At 67.4% G+C, this 15,663-nt stretch carries 15 protein-coding genes and 2 pseudogenes; 7 read left to right on the top strand and 10 right to left on the bottom strand.

Annotated elements, in window-relative coordinates; genetic code table 11:
• Positions 1-21: 21 nt before the first annotated feature.
• Together AU193_RS18240 and AU193_RS18235 are read right to left on the bottom strand one after the other, a co-directional pair.
• A complete protein-coding gene (locus AU193_RS18240) occupies positions 22-1,311 on the bottom strand; it encodes an Ig-like domain-containing protein (RefSeq protein WP_064423768.1) in 1,290 nt (429 codons plus the stop codon).
• 15 nt (positions 1,312-1,326) lie between these two features.
• The gene (locus AU193_RS18235; protein ID WP_064423767.1) at positions 1,327-2,394 is read right to left on the bottom strand and encodes a UDP-N-acetylmuramate dehydrogenase; all 1,068 of its coding nucleotides are present in this window, start codon (positions 2,392-2,394) and stop codon (positions 1,327-1,329) included.
• Between the two features lie 26 nt (positions 2,395-2,420).
• Here AU193_RS18235 and AU193_RS18230 point away from each other — a divergent pair, with 26 nt between their 5' ends.
• Genes AU193_RS18230 through AU193_RS18215 form a run of 4 tightly spaced genes read left to right on the top strand, consistent with a single transcriptional unit; the run spans position 2,421 to position 5,554 of the window.
• Positions 2,421-2,927 (top strand): DUF2505 domain-containing protein, encoded by a 507-nt coding sequence (locus AU193_RS18230; protein ID WP_064423766.1) that lies wholly within the window; start codon positions 2,421-2,423, stop codon positions 2,925-2,927.
• Positions 2,928-2,978: 51 nt separating this feature from the next.
• Positions 2,979-3,761 carry a hypothetical protein gene (locus AU193_RS18225; RefSeq protein ID WP_064423765.1) on the top strand — a complete coding sequence of 261 codons (783 nt, stop codon included), beginning with the start codon at positions 2,979-2,981 and terminating at the stop codon, positions 3,759-3,761.
• 39 nt (positions 3,762-3,800) lie between these two features.
• Positions 3,801-4,628, top strand: a complete 828-nt coding sequence (locus AU193_RS18220; RefSeq protein ID WP_064423764.1) for a carbon-nitrogen hydrolase family protein — start codon at positions 3,801-3,803, stop codon at positions 4,626-4,628.
• The gene (locus AU193_RS18215; protein ID WP_064423763.1) at positions 4,625-5,554 is read left to right on the top strand and encodes a DUF2993 domain-containing protein; all 930 of its coding nucleotides are present in this window, start codon (positions 4,625-4,627) and stop codon (positions 5,552-5,554) included. Before AU193_RS18220 ends, AU193_RS18215 begins: the two co-directional genes overlap by 4 nt.
• 3 nt (positions 5,555-5,557) lie before the next feature.
• Here the strand turns inward: AU193_RS18215 and AU193_RS18210 are convergent, their stop codons facing one another.
• The 8 genes and pseudogenes from AU193_RS18210 to AU193_RS18175 form a co-directional block, all read right to left on the bottom strand.
• Complete coding sequence (locus AU193_RS18210) at positions 5,558-7,021, bottom strand: zinc ribbon domain-containing protein (RefSeq protein ID WP_156425278.1); 1,464 nt, start codon at positions 7,019-7,021, stop codon at positions 5,558-5,560.
• A gap of 41 nt (positions 7,022-7,062) precedes the next feature.
• Positions 7,063-8,700 carry a S53 family peptidase gene (locus AU193_RS18205; protein ID WP_253867929.1) on the bottom strand — a complete coding sequence of 546 codons (1,638 nt, stop codon included), beginning with the start codon at positions 8,698-8,700 and terminating at the stop codon, positions 7,063-7,065.
• Positions 8,701-9,049: 349 nt separating this feature from the next.
• Positions 9,050-9,730: a deoxyribose-phosphate aldolase gene (gene deoC / locus AU193_RS18200; RefSeq protein WP_064423761.1), complete on the bottom strand. Its 681-nt coding sequence runs from the start codon at positions 9,728-9,730 to the stop codon at positions 9,050-9,052.
• The gene (locus tag AU193_RS18195) at positions 9,730-10,164 is read right to left on the bottom strand and encodes a DUF2599 domain-containing protein (RefSeq protein ID WP_371259236.1); all 435 of its coding nucleotides are present in this window, start codon (positions 10,162-10,164) and stop codon (positions 9,730-9,732) included. Before AU193_RS18195 ends, deoC begins: the two co-directional genes overlap by 1 nt.
• Positions 10,164-10,448 carry a DUF2516 family protein gene (locus tag AU193_RS18190; protein WP_064423760.1) on the bottom strand — a complete coding sequence of 95 codons (285 nt, stop codon included), beginning with the start codon at positions 10,446-10,448 and terminating at the stop codon, positions 10,164-10,166. The genes AU193_RS18195 and AU193_RS18190 overlap by 1 nt, the downstream gene beginning before the upstream one ends.
• 84 nt (positions 10,449-10,532) lie before the next feature.
• A pseudogene (locus AU193_RS23670) lies at positions 10,533-10,619 on the bottom strand (heparin-binding hemagglutinin); the annotation flags it as partial.
• A 585-nt stretch (positions 10,620-11,204) separates the two neighbouring features.
• Positions 11,205-11,633 carry a helix-turn-helix domain-containing protein gene (locus AU193_RS18180; RefSeq protein ID WP_064423758.1) on the bottom strand — a complete coding sequence of 143 codons (429 nt, stop codon included), beginning with the start codon at positions 11,631-11,633 and terminating at the stop codon, positions 11,205-11,207.
• Between the two features lie 87 nt (positions 11,634-11,720).
• Positions 11,721-13,061, bottom strand: a complete 1,341-nt coding sequence (locus AU193_RS18175; protein ID WP_064423757.1) for a DUF445 domain-containing protein — start codon at positions 13,059-13,061, stop codon at positions 11,721-11,723.
• A gap of 104 nt (positions 13,062-13,165) precedes the next feature.
• Between AU193_RS18175 and AU193_RS18170 the strand changes: the two genes are divergently transcribed.
• The 3 genes and pseudogenes from AU193_RS18170 (at position 13,166) to AU193_RS18160 (ending at position 15,658) form a co-directional block, all read left to right on the top strand.
• Complete coding sequence (locus AU193_RS18170; RefSeq protein ID WP_064423756.1) at positions 13,166-13,873, top strand: TetR/AcrR family transcriptional regulator; 708 nt, start codon at positions 13,166-13,168, stop codon at positions 13,871-13,873.
• Positions 13,870-14,724 carry a polyphosphate kinase 2 family protein gene (locus tag AU193_RS18165; RefSeq protein ID WP_064423755.1) on the top strand — a complete coding sequence of 285 codons (855 nt, stop codon included), beginning with the start codon at positions 13,870-13,872 and terminating at the stop codon, positions 14,722-14,724. The genes AU193_RS18170 and AU193_RS18165 overlap by 4 nt, the downstream gene beginning before the upstream one ends.
• A 95-nt stretch (positions 14,725-14,819) precedes the next feature.
• Positions 14,820-15,658 (top strand): annotated as a pseudogene (locus AU193_RS18160) (endonuclease domain-containing protein).
• Positions 15,659-15,663 lie beyond the last annotated feature (5 nt).

Raw genomic sequence — 15,663 nt, 5'->3', positions numbered from 1 at the left:
CACGTTCGGCCGAATGTGATGTCAGCGGCCGGGGCGGCCGTTCACCGCCTCCGGTGCGCCCGACGGCGTCGCCGGCGCGGTGCTCGGCATATCCGGCGCGTTCCCATCCGAGAGCGCTGACATCGCCTTCCACTCCTCCCACGGCACGGCCCAGTCCCAGATGTCGCCGTCGGCGTAGGACAGCTGGATACGCGTGCCGGTGACCTCGACGGGATCGCCGTAGATCGCGCTGTTGAAGTACTGCTGAGCGTCGGACTCCGAGAGGTTGATGCACCCGTTGGTGACGTTGGAGTTGCCCTGCGAACCCAGGCTGGCCGGGTTGGCGTGGATGAACTCGCCGTTGTTGGAGATCCGCACGGCGAACCGCTCGCGGACGTTGGCGTACCCGGCCGCAGGGTTGGTCATGTAGAAGTCCTCGTACTTCTCGGTTACGACGTGAATGCCGCTGCGGGTGACGTTGCGGTCCAGATCACCTTCGCCGTAGCTACATGGAAAGTCCATGATCACCGCGCCCGCTTCGTCGAGCACCTGGATGCGGTGCGACGACGCCTCGGCCTTGACCACCTGACGGCGGCCGATCTCGAAGTGCAGCGAAATGTCCTGCGCGCCATAGGCGCCATCGCCGAACGGCACGCCGTAGAGCTTCGCGTCGACGTTCACCTTCGTGCCCGACGGGTAGTACTCGCGGGTGCGGTAGTGCACACGCGACCCGCCGACCTCGTCCGGCAGCCATGCCCAGCTGCCTTCCACCTGGGGATCGGTGGTGACCTTGAGTGCCTTTTCGACCGCGGCCTTGTCGCTGATCGGCGCGTCGAACTGGATGATGATCGGGGCCGCCACGCCGACGACCTGGCCGTCGGCGAGCTGGAAGCTGCCGCTGACCTGGGTACTGGGGTTGATCGTGGAGAACGAACCCTCGACCGGCACCGCCTTGCCGTCGCGGCCGACGGCCGAGCCCTTCCACGTGTACTCGGCGCCGTAGCCGAGCGGTTCGGTGATCGTGAACGCGGTGCGGTCGCGGTTGAGCACGCCGGCGATGGCCTTGCCCTCGCGGTTGGTCAGCGAGACCCGCTGGAACCAGCCGTCGGCGACCTCGAGGCCGACAGGGGCGGTCGGCAAGACGTCGGTCGCACCGTTTGCCGGCTTGAAGTTCAGCGAGGGGGCGTCGGGCGCCTCACCGCCCTGCTGCGGCGACCCGTCGTTTCTGGTGCCGCACGCGGCCAGCACGCCCGGCGCGACGACGCCGACCGCCAATGCGGCCAGGGCGCGCCGCCGGTTGAACCCCGGCGGTAGGGGTTCTGCAGTACTCACGTGAACTGAGCGTACCTACAGCGAGCACCCGACCAGGACAGGCTCGGCTGTGAGTTCGATCCCGAATTTCGTTCGGACACCGTCGCGTACCGTCCTGGCCAGCGCGATCACATCGGCGGTGGTGGCCCCGCCGCGGTTGGTCAACGCCAGCGCATGCTTGGTCGACAGCCGGGCGGCGGCCCCTTCTCCCGGATGGCCCTTGCCGAAGCCGGCCTGCTCGACCAGCCACCCCGCCGCCAGTTTGACCCCGTCGGGTGCCGGATAGTTGGGCACCGGTACGTCGACCGAGGCCCGCACCCGATCGAACTCCGCGACCGCGACGACCGGGTTGGTGAAGAACGAGCCGACGCTCCAGGTGTCGTGATCCGGGTTGTCGGGGTTGGCGTCGAGCACCATGCCCTTGCTCGACCGCAGCGCGAGCACCGCCTCGCGAACCTCGAGCGGATCGGCGCGCGTCCCCTGTTCGGCGCCCAGCGCGGTGGCCAGTTCGCGGTAGCGCAGCGGCGCACTGCGTCCGCCGGGGTCCAACGCGAACTCCACCTCGAGCACGATCGCGTCGTGCGCGTGTTTGAGGACGCTGGTGCGGTAGCCGAACCGCAGCGCCTCGGGCTCGACCCAGCGATCCGCGCCGGTGCGACGGTCCAGCAGCCGCACCCGCCGAATGGTGTCGGCCACTTCGGCGCCGTACGCACCGACGTTCTGCACCGGTGTGGCGCCGGCTGATCCGGGGATCCCCGACAGGCACTCCAGGCCGCCGAGTCCGTGCGCCAGCGAGGTGACCACGACGTCGTCCCAGACCGCACCCGCCTCCGCGCGCACCACATCGCCGTCGACGGCGATCTCGGTGTTGGCCAGGTGGATCACCGAGAGGTCGGTCAGCTCGTCGGACAACACGACGTTGGAGCCACCCGCCAGGACCAACGAGTCGTCGCCAGGGCCGAGCGCGCGGACCACGTCGATGATCTTCTGCGTGGTGTCGCAGGTGATCAGCCGCCGTGCGACGGGTCCGATCCGCAGCGTGGTCAGGGGCGCGAGCGGCACCCGCTCCTCGACCGAGGCACCCCCTAGCTGCGAACCGACCACGGGCGGTAACGGTAGCCTGACCAGCTATGCCGCGCTCATTCGACATGGCCGCCGAGTACGGGGGCACCGTCGAGCAGGTACACCGGGCGTTCGGCGACGAGCGTTACTGGCTCGCGCGGCTCACCGACTCGGGCGCCGACATGTATTCGCTGGACTCGATGGTCGTCGACGACCGAGGCGGTATCGACATCGTCACGACGCAGACGTTGCGCGCCGACCGGCTGCCGAGTGTGGTGACCCAGTTCCACCGCGGTGACCTGAGCTTTGTGCGCGAGGAGACGTGGAGCCCGGTGCTCGCCGGGAAGGCCACCGCGACGGTCAAGGGGTCGATCCCCGGTGCGCCGGCGACGCTGACGGGCACAGCGGTGCTGGCCCCGGCCGACAGCGGTTCGCGGCTGCAGTTCACGGTCGAGGTGGAGGTGCGAGTTCCGTTGGTGGGCGGCAAGATCGAGAACTTCATCGGCGGACAGCTGGTCGATCTGCTGATCGCCGAGCAACGCTTCACGACGCTGTGGATCACCGAAAACGCTTGACGGCACGGCGCGGATCGAGGCGGACACGCAGGCGAGCCATACACTCGGGCCATGAGCGGGCCCATCGGTCAGCTGACGCGGGGCACCACCGGCCACAACCGGTTGCGCCGCAGTGACCGCTGGCTCGTGCATGCGCCACGGGTCCGTGCCGCGCTGGCCGCTGCCGAGGATCCGCTGGTGATCGATCTCGGATACGGTGCCTTGCCGGTGACGACGCTGGAGCTCGCGGCTCGACTGCGATTGGTACGCAACGATATTCGCGTCGTGGGGTTGGAGATCGATCCCGCCCGTGTGCAGTCGGCGCAGTCGGCGGAGTCCGGCGCGGTGCGGTTCGGTCTCGGCGGTTTCGAACTGGCCGGGATGCGGCCCGTCCTGGTGCGGGCATTCAACGTGTTGCGGCAGTACCCGGTCGACGCGGTCCACGAGGCGTGGTCGACGATGCAACGACAGCTCGCGCCCGGTGGTCTCATCGTCGACGGCACCTGTGACGAGGTCGGCCGTCGGGCCTGCTGGATCCTGCTGGACGCCGACGGTCCGGTGAGCCTGACGCTGGCGTGCGACCCGTTCGCGATCGAACGGCCGTCCGACCTGGCCGAGCGGTTGCCGAAAGCACTGATCCACCACAACGTCGACGGTCAGCCCGTGCATGCGCTGCTGACGGCTGCCGATCGCGCGTGGGCCAGCGTCGCGGGTCACGGGGTGTTCGGCCCGCGGGTACGGTGGCGCGCGATGCTGGAGCTGTTGCGCGACAACGGGTTTCCCGTCGTGCCCGCGCGGCGGCGGATGCGCGACGGGGTGCTGACCGTGCCCTGGTCGACCGTCGCGCCGGCCTGAGCGAGTCGCCCGGTACACGGCCGCCGTAGGCTGGGCCGTATGCGGATTGCCCTGGCGCAGATCCTCAGCGGCACCGACCCGTCGGCGAATCTCGCGGTGGTGGAGGACTACACCCGCCGCGCCGCGGACGCCGGTGCCCGGATGGTGCTGTTCCCGGAGGCGACGATGTGCCGCTTCGGGGTGCCGCTCGCCCCGGTGGCCGAACCGCTCGACGGGCCGTGGGCCTCGGGTGTGCGGGCGATCGCCGAGCGTGCGGGCATCGTCGTCGTCGCCGGCATGTTCGTACCTTCCGGTGACGGACGCGTCCACAACACGCTGATCGCGACCGGCCCCAGCTCGACCGGCTACGTCGACGCGCACTACGAGAAGATCCACCTCTACGACGCATTCGGGTTCGAGGAGTCCAAAACCGTGGCCCCCGGACACGAACCCGTGGTCATCGAGGTGGACGGCGTGCGCGTCGGCCTGACGCTGTGTTACGACGTGCGTTTCCCCGAGCTCTACGTCGAGCTGGCCGATCGGGGTGCGCAGCTGATCACGGTCCACGCGTCGTGGGGCAGCGGGCCGGGCAAGCTCGAGCAGTGGACGTTGCTGGCGCGCGCTCGCGCGATCGACACGACCGGCTTCGTCGCCGCGGTCGACCAGGGCTACCCCGACCCCGAGGTCGCAGCACTCGGTCCGACCGGTGTGGGAGGCAGCCTGGTCGCGTCCCCGACCGGGGACGTGCTGGCCAGTGCGGGCGACGATCCGCAGTTGCTGGTGACCGACATCGACCTGGAGGACGGGCGCAAGGTGCGCGAGACGGTCGCGGTGTTGCGCAACCGCGCGGGCTTCGCTCGTCGCGGTAAGGCAGAATCGCGCTCGTGACTGACCCGTGGGCCCGCCCGAATCAGCCGTCGCAGCCGCAGGGCCAGGTCCCCTCGCCTCAGCAGGGCCAGGTCCCCCCACCTCAGCAGGACCAGGCTCCCCCGCCCCCGCAGGGGCCGCCACCTGGGCCGCCTGGACCCCAGGGGGCGAATGACCCCGGCCCGGGCGAGCCGCCCTCGGAGTCGAAACTCAGGAGCCTCCTGCGCGACCCGCTGTCGATCGTGCTGGTGGTCGTCATCGTGGTGGCGCTGGTGCTGGCCGGCGTGCTGGCGGCTGAACTCTACGCACGTCACCGCGCGGACACCGTCGTCGCGAATGTCACCTCATGCGTCGTCGAGGACGAGGCAAGCGCATCGTTCGGCGTCATGCCGCCCTTCCTGATCCAGCACATGTCCGGCCACTACACGAACATCCACATCGAGACCGCCGGCAACCAGATCCGCGACGCCAAGGGCATGAAGGTCAAGTTGACGATTCAAGACGTCCGCCTAGAGGACACAGCCACCTCGGGCGGCAAGGTCGGCTCACTGGTCGCGGACATCAATTGGTCGTCGGAGGGCATCCGGCAGACCATATCCGACTCCGTTCCGCTCATCGGTGCGTTCGTCACCGGCGTCACGACCAACCCGTCCGACGACACGATCGAGTTGGAAGGTGCGCTCGGCTCGATCAGGGCCCGGCCTACCGTCGCCGACGGCGGGATCTCGCTGCAGGTGATCCAGCTGACGGGGCTCGGCTTCACGTTGCCGCGCGAAGCCGTGCAACCGGCGTTGGACGCGTTCACCAACGAGCTGACGAAGAACTACCCGATGAACATCAAAGCCGATTCGGTGGATGTCACCGACGACGGTGTGGTGAGCCGGTTCTCGACGCGCAACGCCGATATACCGAAGGATGAGGAAGATCCCTGTTTCGCCGAGCTGTGACCGTCAGTCGGTGACGCCGCCCCAGCGGAAACTGTTGACATACTTGCCCATATCCATCGCCAGTTGCAGGTTTGCACCCGATGGGTGGCCCGTGCCGAAGTCAGGGGTGAATTCGCGGTACGGGCCGATCGCCGAGGCCACCAGGGCGACATCGTTTCTGACCGCGACCATCACGATCAGCCGGAGCCGGGTGAAGCTGCCGCTGGCGTCCTGCGGATAGTCGTCGGCGACGACTCCGTAGCCCGGCTCGTAGCCGACCATCGCGTTGGGGATCTCGTATTCCGTTGTGGCGTCGGGATAGTACTCGTCGATCAGGTCTTCGGTGATCTGCTCGGGCGTGCGGCCCTCGGCGGGCAGCCCGAAGAATTCGAGCGTGCCGGTGTCCCCGCCGGTGAACTCCAGCTCGACACCGTCTGGATTGAGCGTGGCCTGGTAGGCGCTGCCCGGTCCCGGGTATTGAACGGAGAACGACCCGTCGGCGGCGTAAAAGCGCGGGTTCGATTCGATGGGTTCGCCGATCGGTGGCCGTCCACAATCGGGCGGGCAGACGACCTTCGGCACGTCGGGCGTGGTGAGTACCGCCGCCAACACTCCTGCGGCCATCGCGACGACGGCGCCGAAACCGATGTGGGCCAGCGCCCGTGCGCGCCCGTCGCGCCCGTCTCGCTCTTCTGACGCTTGGTCCGCGGCGCGCTGCCCGGCGCGCAGAGCAGCCAGGGCGACGATCGCGACGCCGGCGTGCATGGCGAGGTGCAGCAGGTGCGGCACCGGGGCGTAGTCGGTGACACCGATGATCGCGTAAAGCACCAGCGTCACAAGCACACTCGCCAGGATCATCCCACGTCGACCCACCCACAGCGTGATGCCGAACAGCCCGCCGAGCGCCAGCGCGGTCAACGGCAGGGCCAACCCTTGGATGCCGGCCTGGGTCAAAAGCGCCCCTGCCCACAGGTCTTCGGCCCTGACGCCGGTCGCGAACTGCGGGGCCAGCCTCACCAGGGTCGCCGCAGTCGTGAAGACGACGGCGCTCAACGCGCCGACCGCGTAGCCGTCGAGCGGAGCACGGATCGGACGCCGTAACCGCAGGAGCGCCGGCGGGACCAGCATGAGCAGCGCGCCGCCAACCGGTATCGCGGTGCCCAACAAGAACTTCTGATGGTCGAACTCGCCACCGCTCAGCGCGACGTCGTGCGATTGGGCGACGACCTCACCGGTCGCGAACGCCCATCCGATGCCGAGCACCGCGGCCAGTGCGGCGATCGACACCAGCTGCCGTACCGGCTGGATGCGCGCCTGACGGAGATAGACCGCGAACACCAGCGTCACGCCGACCGGGGCGACACCGATCAGCGGCGCCTGCCACCGTAATGCCGCGAAGCCGACCAGCAACGCCGCCAGCGTCGTCAGCGCGAGCCCGAAGGTCGTCCGCGAGGCAGCCGACAGATGCGGAAATAGTATGCCCGTCAACGGATCTCGCCACCGGAGCCGGCGACGCGATAACGCTCCTGTCAACGCGACGTCTTCTGCAGGTCGAGAAGGTTGCGGGCGAGATTGTCGACGTTCGGGGCGCCGAGGCCCGTCACCAGGTCGTAACCCGGCATCGCCAGGTCGACGGCGTTGCCACCCTTGCCCACGTCACGGAAGCCGGGCAGTCGCGAGCCGGCAGCCACCTGGTATAGCAGCGGGTTGAGGTTCCCCACCGGTCGTCCCCCGTTGGCCAGCAGATACTGGTTCATCAGCACAGTGAGGCCCGCCCAGATCGGAGCCGATTGCGATGTGCCGCCGCCGACCACCTCGCGTTGGCCGAAGATGAGCCGTACACCGGTAGAAGGATCGGCGACCGCGGCGACGTCGGGAAGAAGGCGGCGGCGGTCGGTGTCACGCTCGACGTTCAACCGGTCCTGCCACACCGGTCGGGCGAACAGCTTCGACACCCCACCGCTACTGCCTTGCGACAGCGGGGAATCCACCCATGCGTGCTCGGCCAGCCACTGCCCATGGGTGCCCGTCGACAGCGTCGTGCCCCCGACCGATGTCATCGCGGGAAGTGACGCGACCGCGTCGACGCCGATGTCGTCCGGTCCCGGTGGAGCCGACCAGTGTTCGCCCCCTTTGCATTCCAGCCCGCCCATATCCCCGCTGGCGTCGAACGCCGTCGTGCCGCGTCGCTGCGCAGCCGTCAGCGCCGCCTCGACAGGCGCGAGGTCGGCTGCGGTGACAAATGCGTCGCATCCCCACCCGATCGACAGGCTCCACACCGCCCCGGGGTAGTCCCTGTCGACCTGTTCGAACAGTTTCCCGAGCTTCTCGTACGTGCCGTCGCCTTCCACGGTCGGCCTGGTGTTGACCACGACGAGCCGCGCATCGGGCGCAATCGCATGCGCCACTTGCAGATCCATCGCCGCCTCACCGTGCACCTCGGACGGCTTGCCGCCGACGATTTCGGGCATGAACCGCGGTAGTCCGGACGTGTCGGCGAACAGGTCGAGGTCCTCCTGCTCGACGCTGTCGAACGCGAAGACGACGATCGTCGCCCCCTCACCGGTGAACCCGGCGTCCGCCAACGGTGTCGCGTTGTACGCCGACAACAGTCCGCCGGGCGTCAGACCGCCCTTGGGCACGTCGAGGGGAACGAAGTCGGGCCGCTTCATGCGGTACGGGGTGTAGCTCATGATCCGCCCGACCGCCGTGACATCCTCGTGCAGGCCCGACGGTATCAACGGTTGTTCGGGCGAGGCGTAGAACTCCTCGCCTTTCGGAGACCGGTAGTCGCGCACCGGAATTCCGAATGCCCGTGCGAGATCCGCGGCAGCGCCCTCGACGATCGCCCATCCGTCACCGGGCCGCCAGCGCACCCAGAGGTCGCGGGTCTCCGCCCAGCCCATCAAGGCGGACGGACGTCGCGGTTCGCGGAGCGTGACGGTGACTTGCGCGTCCGCCGACCGTGACGGCCCCAAGTCGGTCGAACTCGCCAGCAATGCCGCATACGGACCGGTGATGACCGCCGGAGTGCGTGATGCACACCCCCCGGACGCTGCGATGAGCAGCGCGGCGGTGAGGAGGGCCCAGGACCAGTGGGCCCGGGGCCTACTGGCCGTGCGGACCGCGATGCCGACCGGGCGTCGGCCCCGGAGCCGGCGGAGCATGGACCGTGGGCGAGAACGGGTTCGGCTCATCGGGATTGATGCGCGGCGCCTTCTCCGTCGGAGTGGCGGGAGGGGCCGGCGTTGTCGTAGTTGTGGTGGTGGTCGTCGTCGTGGTCGACGTCTCCGGTGCCTTCTCTTCTTCCTGGGCGCAGCCGGCGGTGAAGACGCCCGTAGCGAACACCGCAATGAGTCCTGCCCCGGCCAGAGTTCGACGAAGTAAACCAGTGTGGGTCATCATCATCAGTCCTATCCACGGTTTCCCGTGCGCAGATGGCTATGGTTCCAGTCGTCGGGGGCGCACGTCACTATACGGCAAATTTCGGCAAACAGCGTAAATTACTGTCGGCGGTCAATTTTCAGCGATGCCCTCGAGTACCACCCTGGTTCCCGACAGCCCCAATCGGGCGGCGCCGGCGTTCAGCATCGCGATCGCGTCACCGGCGGTCCGGATGCCGCCACTTGCCTTGACCTGTGGACCCACCGTCGCCATCAGTTCCACGGCCCGCACCGACGCCCCGCCTGCGGGATGAAATCCCGTGGAGGTCTTGACGAAATCGGCGCCCGCATCCGCCGCGGCTCGGCAGGCCGCCAGCAACGTCTGCTCGTCCGCGAGTTGCAGTAGCGCGGCGGACTCGACGATCACTTTCAAGACCGCGCGGGCGCCGATCTCCGTACGCACCGCATCGACGTCGGCGCGCACCGCCGCGAAGTCACCGTCCAACGCCGCCCCGACGTCGATCACCATGTCGATCTCACCGGCACCGTCGTCGACCGCAAGCCGGGCCTCGCGCGCTTTGATCGCCGAAAGATGCTTGCCCGAGGGAAACCCGACCACCGCACACACCAACTGCGCCGCCGACCCGGACCGTCTGGCGACCGAAACCATCGACGGCGACACGCAGACGGCGTGAACGCCGAGCGTCGCAGCCTCCTCGGCGATCGCGGCGACGTCGGACGGGGTCGCTTCGGGTTTGAGCAGTGTGTGATCGACCAGTTTTGCGACCTGGTCGCGTCGATAGATGCCGACCATCAGAACGGTTCTTCGGTACCGCCGGGGTTGCAGCCGGTTTCGACCATCTGCTCGTAGGAGACCTCTGGGCGCCACGGCTCGAGATTCCAACTGGTCTTGCCGGGCTGGTAGTACTCGGCGAATTCCCAGTGGCAGACGAATTGCGGCTTCATCCCGGGGATGTCCGCATCGGGCGAAAGCGCCAGCACCTCGGCCCAGGCCATCTCGCTCTGAGCCGGCGTGGCCAGCCCGGACGCCTGGCGCCCGGCCGGTGTCGGATACACCCGCAGACTGGACAGGTCGCCCCACTTGGCCCATTCGACGTGATCGACGAACGGTGGGGAAGGCACCGTCGGCCCCACTGGCGGCGCCGGATTCGCCGATGCCACCGGAGCCGTCAGCGCAGGAACGATGAGGCCGGCCGCCATGACGACGACCGCGATGGCTCGACGCACTAGCGGGACTTCCCCTGTACCTCGAGCAGCTTGGGACGGACGTCGACCAGGTACACACCGGCCGCAACGGCCGCGATGGCAGGACCGAGGACGGAACCCAGAACCAGTGCGAGCAGACCGGCGACTCCGAGGATGACCAACCAGACCGGCTTGGTCAGTTTGTCGGCAGCCGGATAGGCGTCCGGCCGTTGCATCGCCGCGTGGACGAACGCGTACACCGTCGTCGCGAGCACGGCGATCTGCAAGAAGAAGAGGATGTAACCCACCAAGCCTTGGAGCTGCACGCTTCAAGACTAAGCGGGTTACGTCCCCTCGGTCGACTTTGGGTCATCAGACCCGCGGCCGAGTCCTTACTTCTGGGTGACCTTCTTGGCCGGGGCCTTCTTGGCGGGGGCCTTCTTGGCCGGGGTCTTCTTGGCCGGGGCCTTGGCCGGAGCCTTCTTCGCAGTGTTCTTCACCGGCGCGGCACCCTTTTCTGCCTTCTTCGGCAGCTCGACGCCGACCAGCTTGGCGGCGCGCTCACCCACGGCGCGGGTCTGCGCGGCCACGTTGCCCAGTGCCTCCTGGGTCAGCTCGACGGCCTGGTCGGTGTACCCCTCGACGCGGCCGGCGGCCTCGCTGAAGCCGGGCTGGCTGCGCAGGCGCTCGAGTGCGGCCTCACCGCGCTCGACGAGCCTGTTGTAGGTGGTCTGCGCCGCCTCGGCGTAGGTCTCGGCGTACTTGCGCAGCTCCTCGGAGCTCAGACGATCGCGCAGCTCACCGAACTGCGACGGCAGATCCTCCTGCAGCCGGTCGATCCGCGCACGAGTCTCCTCGACGCGGCTCCGGGAGTCGCTGCGGGCGTCGTCGGCGCGCTCACGAAGGGCCGCGACGATCTCGTTGACCCGCTCGAGGGCGAGGTCGGCGGCACCGACGGCGGCGAGCAACGGCGCCTTGAGGTCGTCGGCGGTGGGCTGGTTCTTGGCGGGGGTGTTCTTGGCCATGGTGTTCCTTTCCAGAAGATGTCGTTGGGTTGCGTTCGTGTTCAGAAGTTGGAGTCTCTACTCAGTCGACGACTCCTGTTCTGTGTCGTTACCTGTCTCGTCAACGTCGGCCTCGTTCTGCTGACAGAACGACGTGTAGATGTCGAGCAAGACCTGCTTCTGTCGCTCGGTGATCGCCGGATCGTTGACGATGGCGTCGCGCACCTCGCTCGTCTCGCTGGGCTCGAGAATCCCGGCCCGTACGTAGAGCACCTCCGCCGACACCCGCAACGCCTTGGCGATCTGGTTCAGCACATCGGCAGAGGGTTTGCGCAATCCCCGCTCGATCTGGCTGAGGTAGGGGTTGCTGACGCCGGCCTTCTCGGCCAGCTGTCGTACGGATACCTGTGCGGCCTCGCGTTGCGTTCTGATGAACGTGCCGATGTCCTGGGCAGCGGTCTGCGCAGCGTTGGACACGACGACGGCAAGATTCTCATCCTGCGACATTCGAAGCCTCCGTGCACCGGTATCCACTAAGCGACGCCACTACCGTACGACGGAGTGCTAACTTTTGCAAGCACTCGTTAGCGCAGGTCAGAAGATAAGTTGGGCTACGGAATAGATGACGAGGCCCGCCAGCGCGCCGACCACCGTGCCGTTGATCCGAATGAACTGCAGGTCGCGTCCGACGTGGAGTTCGATACGGCGGCTGGCCTCGTCGGCGTCCCACCGCTCGATGGTTTCGGTGATGATCGCGGTGATCTCGACGCCGTACTGGGCGACCAGGTGCTGGGCCGCCCGGATGATCCAGTTGTCCACCTTGTCGCGCAGGTCCGCGTCGTCGCGCAGCGACTCCCCGATGAGCATCACCGAATCCGCGATCCGCGTGCGCAGGGTCGATGAGGGGTCGTCGACCGACTCGAACAGGATGCGCTTGGCCGCCGTCCACGCGGTCTCTGCCGCACGGGTGATTTCTTCGCGGGCCATGACCTGTTCCTTGACGTTCTCGGCGCGCTCGATGGTGGCCTGGTCGTGCTGGAGGTCGTCGGCGAACTCGAACAGGAACCGGGTTGCCGACCGCCGCAGTTCGTGGTCCGGATTGCGTCGCACCTTGTCGGTGAAGTCCATCAACTCGCGGTGGATACGGTCGCCGACGAGATGGTCCACCCAGCGTGGAGACCAGGAGGGCGAATCGCGTTCGATCACCCTGTCGATGACGGGCCCGGCGTTCAGAGACCACTGGAAGGCGCGGTCGGCCAGCAGTTGCAGCAGGGCCTCCTGGCGGTGTTCGGCCAGCAGCGTGGCCAGCACGCGACCGATGGGCGGACCCCACTGCGGTTCGGCGATGCGCTTGACGATCATCCGGTCGAGCACCTGCTGCACATCCTCGTCGCGCAACATCTCCACGAGAACCCGCAGCACTGTGGCGGTCTCGGCGGCAACGCGTTCGGCGTGCGAGCGTTCGGAGAGCCACTTGCCCAGGCGACCGGCCACCTCGGCGTTGCGCAGCTTCGTCGAGACGACTTCGGCAGACAGGAAGTTCTCGCGAACGAAGGTGCCAAGACCCTCGCCGAGCTGGTCTTTCTTGCGCTTGATGATCGCGGTGTGCGGGATCGGGATGCCGAGCGGGTGTTTGAACAACGCGGTGACCGCGAACCAGTCCGCGAGCGCGCCGACCATGCCGGCCTCGGCGGCGGCGCGCACATAGCCGACCCACTCCGGCGCACCACCGGTGGACTGGGCCCAGGTGCAAACCAGGAAGACGACCGAAGCACCAATCAGGAAGCTCAGCGCGACGACCTTCATGCGTCGCAGCGAGCGGCGGCGCTCCGCATCGCCGACGGAGTCGGCCCCGGCCAGGGACTCGGCGAAGCTCGTCCGCGGAGCGGGCGGAGCCGCCGGGACGCGTCGCCCGGCGCTCGGTCTGTGTGCCACTCCCCCATCATCCGCTACGACGGGTGACGGCCCGGGTCCGACAACCCGAGGTGTCGAGATCGGCCGTACTATCAAGGGGAACTACGGAACGGATCACGGGGATAGTGGCACAGCAGTCCGAAGCGATCGCGGTCAAGACAGACGGCCGCAAGCGGCGTTGGCACAAACACAAGGTGGAGCGCCGCAACGAGCTGGTGGACGGCACCCTGGAGGCGATCCGACGCCGCGGTAGCGGCGTCAGCATGGACGAGATCGCGGCCGAGATCGGTGTCTCGAAGACGGTGCTGTACCGCTATTTCGTCGACAAGAACGACCTCACCACCGCGGTGATGATGCGGTTCGCACAGACCACGCTGATCCCGAACATGGCCGCGGCGCTGTCGTCGAACCTCGACGGTTACGCGCTGACTCGCGAAGTCATCCGGGTCTACGTCGAGACGGTGGCCGCCGAACCCGAGCCCTATCAGTTCGTGATGGCGAACAACTCGGCGAGCAAGAGCCGCGCGATCGCGACGTCCGAGCAGATCATCGCCCGCATGCTCGCGGTGATGCTGCGACGCCGGATGCAGGAGGCCGGTATGGACACCGGCGGAGTCGAGCCGTGGGCTTACCACACCGTCGGTGGTGTTCAGCTGGCCACGCACTCGTGGATGTCGAATCGACGCATGACCTCCGACGAGCTGATCGACTACTTGACGATGCTGTCGTGGAATGCGTTGTGCGGCATCGTCGAAGTGGGCGGATCGCTGGAGGCGTTCCGTAGCCGACCACACCCGTCGCCGGTGCTGCCGCCGACGGGAGACAACCGGTGAGCCACTCGTCGGCCACCTCGGCGATCGCCGACGCGGTCCGGTTTCGGCCCGGCGACAAGGTGGCCGATCTGGACACCTCGGCGACACCGGGTTTCGACGGCTCGAAAGCCGGTGCGGCACCGGTGCAAGCGGCCCGCAGCGACCGCCTCGCCCAGCTACAGGAGATGCTGTACGCCAGTTCCAAGGGCCGCGACGACGCCCGCTCGGTTCTGCTGGTGCTCCAAGGCATGGACGCCGCGGGTAAGGGCGGCATCGTCAAACACGTTGTCGGAGCGGTCAATCCGATGGGCGTACGCTACACCGCATTCGGCAAGCCCACACCGGAGGAGTTGGCGCACGATTTCCTGTGGCGCATCCGGCGCGCGTTGCCTCCGCCGGGACACATCGGCGTCTTTGACCGGTCGCATTACGAGGATGTGCTCATCGTCCGGGTGCACAACCTGGTGCCGCCGGAGGTGTGGGGTGCGCGCTACGACGAGATCAACGCGTTCGAGCGCGAACTCGTCGACGGCGGAACGACTCTGGTGAAGGTGGCGATGTTCATCTCGCTGAATGAGCAGAAGAAGCAGCTACTCGAACGGCTCGACGACCCGACGAAATACTGGAAGTACAACCCGGGTGACATCGACGAACGCCTCGAGTGGCCTCGGTATCAGGAGGCCTACCAGGCGGTCCTGGACCGCACCTCGACGGACTACGCGCCGTGGCATGTCGTGCCCTGCGATCGCCGATGGTTCAGCCGCCTGGCGGTCACCGAGCTGCTGATTCAGGCGCTCGAGAGCCTCGACTTGTCCTACCCGCCTGCGATTTTCGACGTCAAAGCCGAGCGCAAGCGGCTGCTCTCGTCTTAGCGCCGAGACTGCGCTTTCTGACGAATCTCGGCCGATTCCTCTCATAAACCGCAGTCTCGTGGAACCGGTTTAGCACTTCTCGCATCTAACTGGATATGGACCGTCTCATCGTGGGCAGCGACGCACTCGCAGCCGGCATCGTGACACGTCACGACCTGCGCACCAACTACTTCAAGGTGCACCACAACGTATACGCGCCGACAGAAATGGAACTCGACGCGCGTGTTCGAGCACATGCCGCTTGGCTTTGGTCCCGCGGACAAGCGACACTATTCGGCCATTCGGCCGCGGCGATGTTCGGAACTCGCTGGCTACGCCCGACACACCGGCGGAACTGGCACGTATACGGCATCGATCTCCGCGCGGAATCGTCATCTACAGTGGGACGCTCGCCGATGACGAGGTCTGCCTGCGAGGTAGTTTCGACTGTACGACACCCGCTCGCACGGCTTATGACCTAGGCCGGCGCGTGCCGGGGGATCTGGGGATCATGCGAATCGACGCCCTGCTCAACGCGACCGGGTGCACCATCGCCGAAGTGCAGGGCATCGCGAACCGCTATCCCGGCGCACGGGGCATCCGTGAACTGCGCGCGACGTTGGATCTCGTCGATGGCGGCGCGGAATCGCCGAAAGAAACCGAGCTTCGCCTGCTGCTCGTCCGCGACGGGTTGCCTCGCCCGGCCACGCAGATTCGCGTCGGCAATCGCCGAATCGACATGGGCTGGCGCCAGTGGAAAGTGGGCGTCGAGTACGACGGAGTGCAGCATTGGACGAGTCCCGACATTCACGCCGGAGACATCGAACGGCTGGAGTTCTTGGCCGCGCAAGGCTGGCTGATCGTGCGGGTCAGCGCGCGTCACCTACGGTATCGACGAACAGAGATAGTGCGCCGGGTATGCGAGGCGCTCAGGAGCCGCGGCTGCCCCGTTTGACGGGC

This window comes from Mycobacterium sp. GA-1285 (genome assembly GCF_001499905.1).
Taxonomy (GTDB): domain Bacteria; phylum Actinomycetota; class Actinomycetes; order Mycobacteriales; family Mycobacteriaceae; genus Mycobacterium.
This window is presented reverse-complemented; position numbering and strand designations above follow the sequence as displayed.

Excerpts from the sequence above, each read along its gene's own strand:
- AU193_RS18230 (WP_064423766.1), top strand. The coding sequence starts at position 2,421 with ATGCCGCGCTCATTCGACATGGCCGCCGAGTACGGGGGCACCGTCGAG.
- AU193_RS18225 (WP_064423765.1), top strand. The coding sequence starts at position 2,979 with ATGAGCGGGCCCATCGGTCAGCTGACGCGGGGCACCACCGGCCACAAC.
- AU193_RS18220 (WP_064423764.1), top strand. The coding sequence starts at position 3,801 with ATGCGGATTGCCCTGGCGCAGATCCTCAGCGGCACCGACCCGTCGGCG.
- AU193_RS18205 (WP_253867929.1), bottom strand. The coding sequence starts at position 8,700 with ATGCTCCGCCGGCTCCGGGGCCGACGCCCGGTCGGCATCGCGGTCCGC.
- deoC (WP_064423761.1), bottom strand. The coding sequence starts at position 9,730 with ATGGTCGGCATCTATCGACGCGACCAGGTCGCAAAACTGGTCGATCAC.
- AU193_RS18180 (WP_064423758.1), bottom strand. The coding sequence starts at position 11,633 with ATGTCGCAGGATGAGAATCTTGCCGTCGTCGTGTCCAACGCTGCGCAG.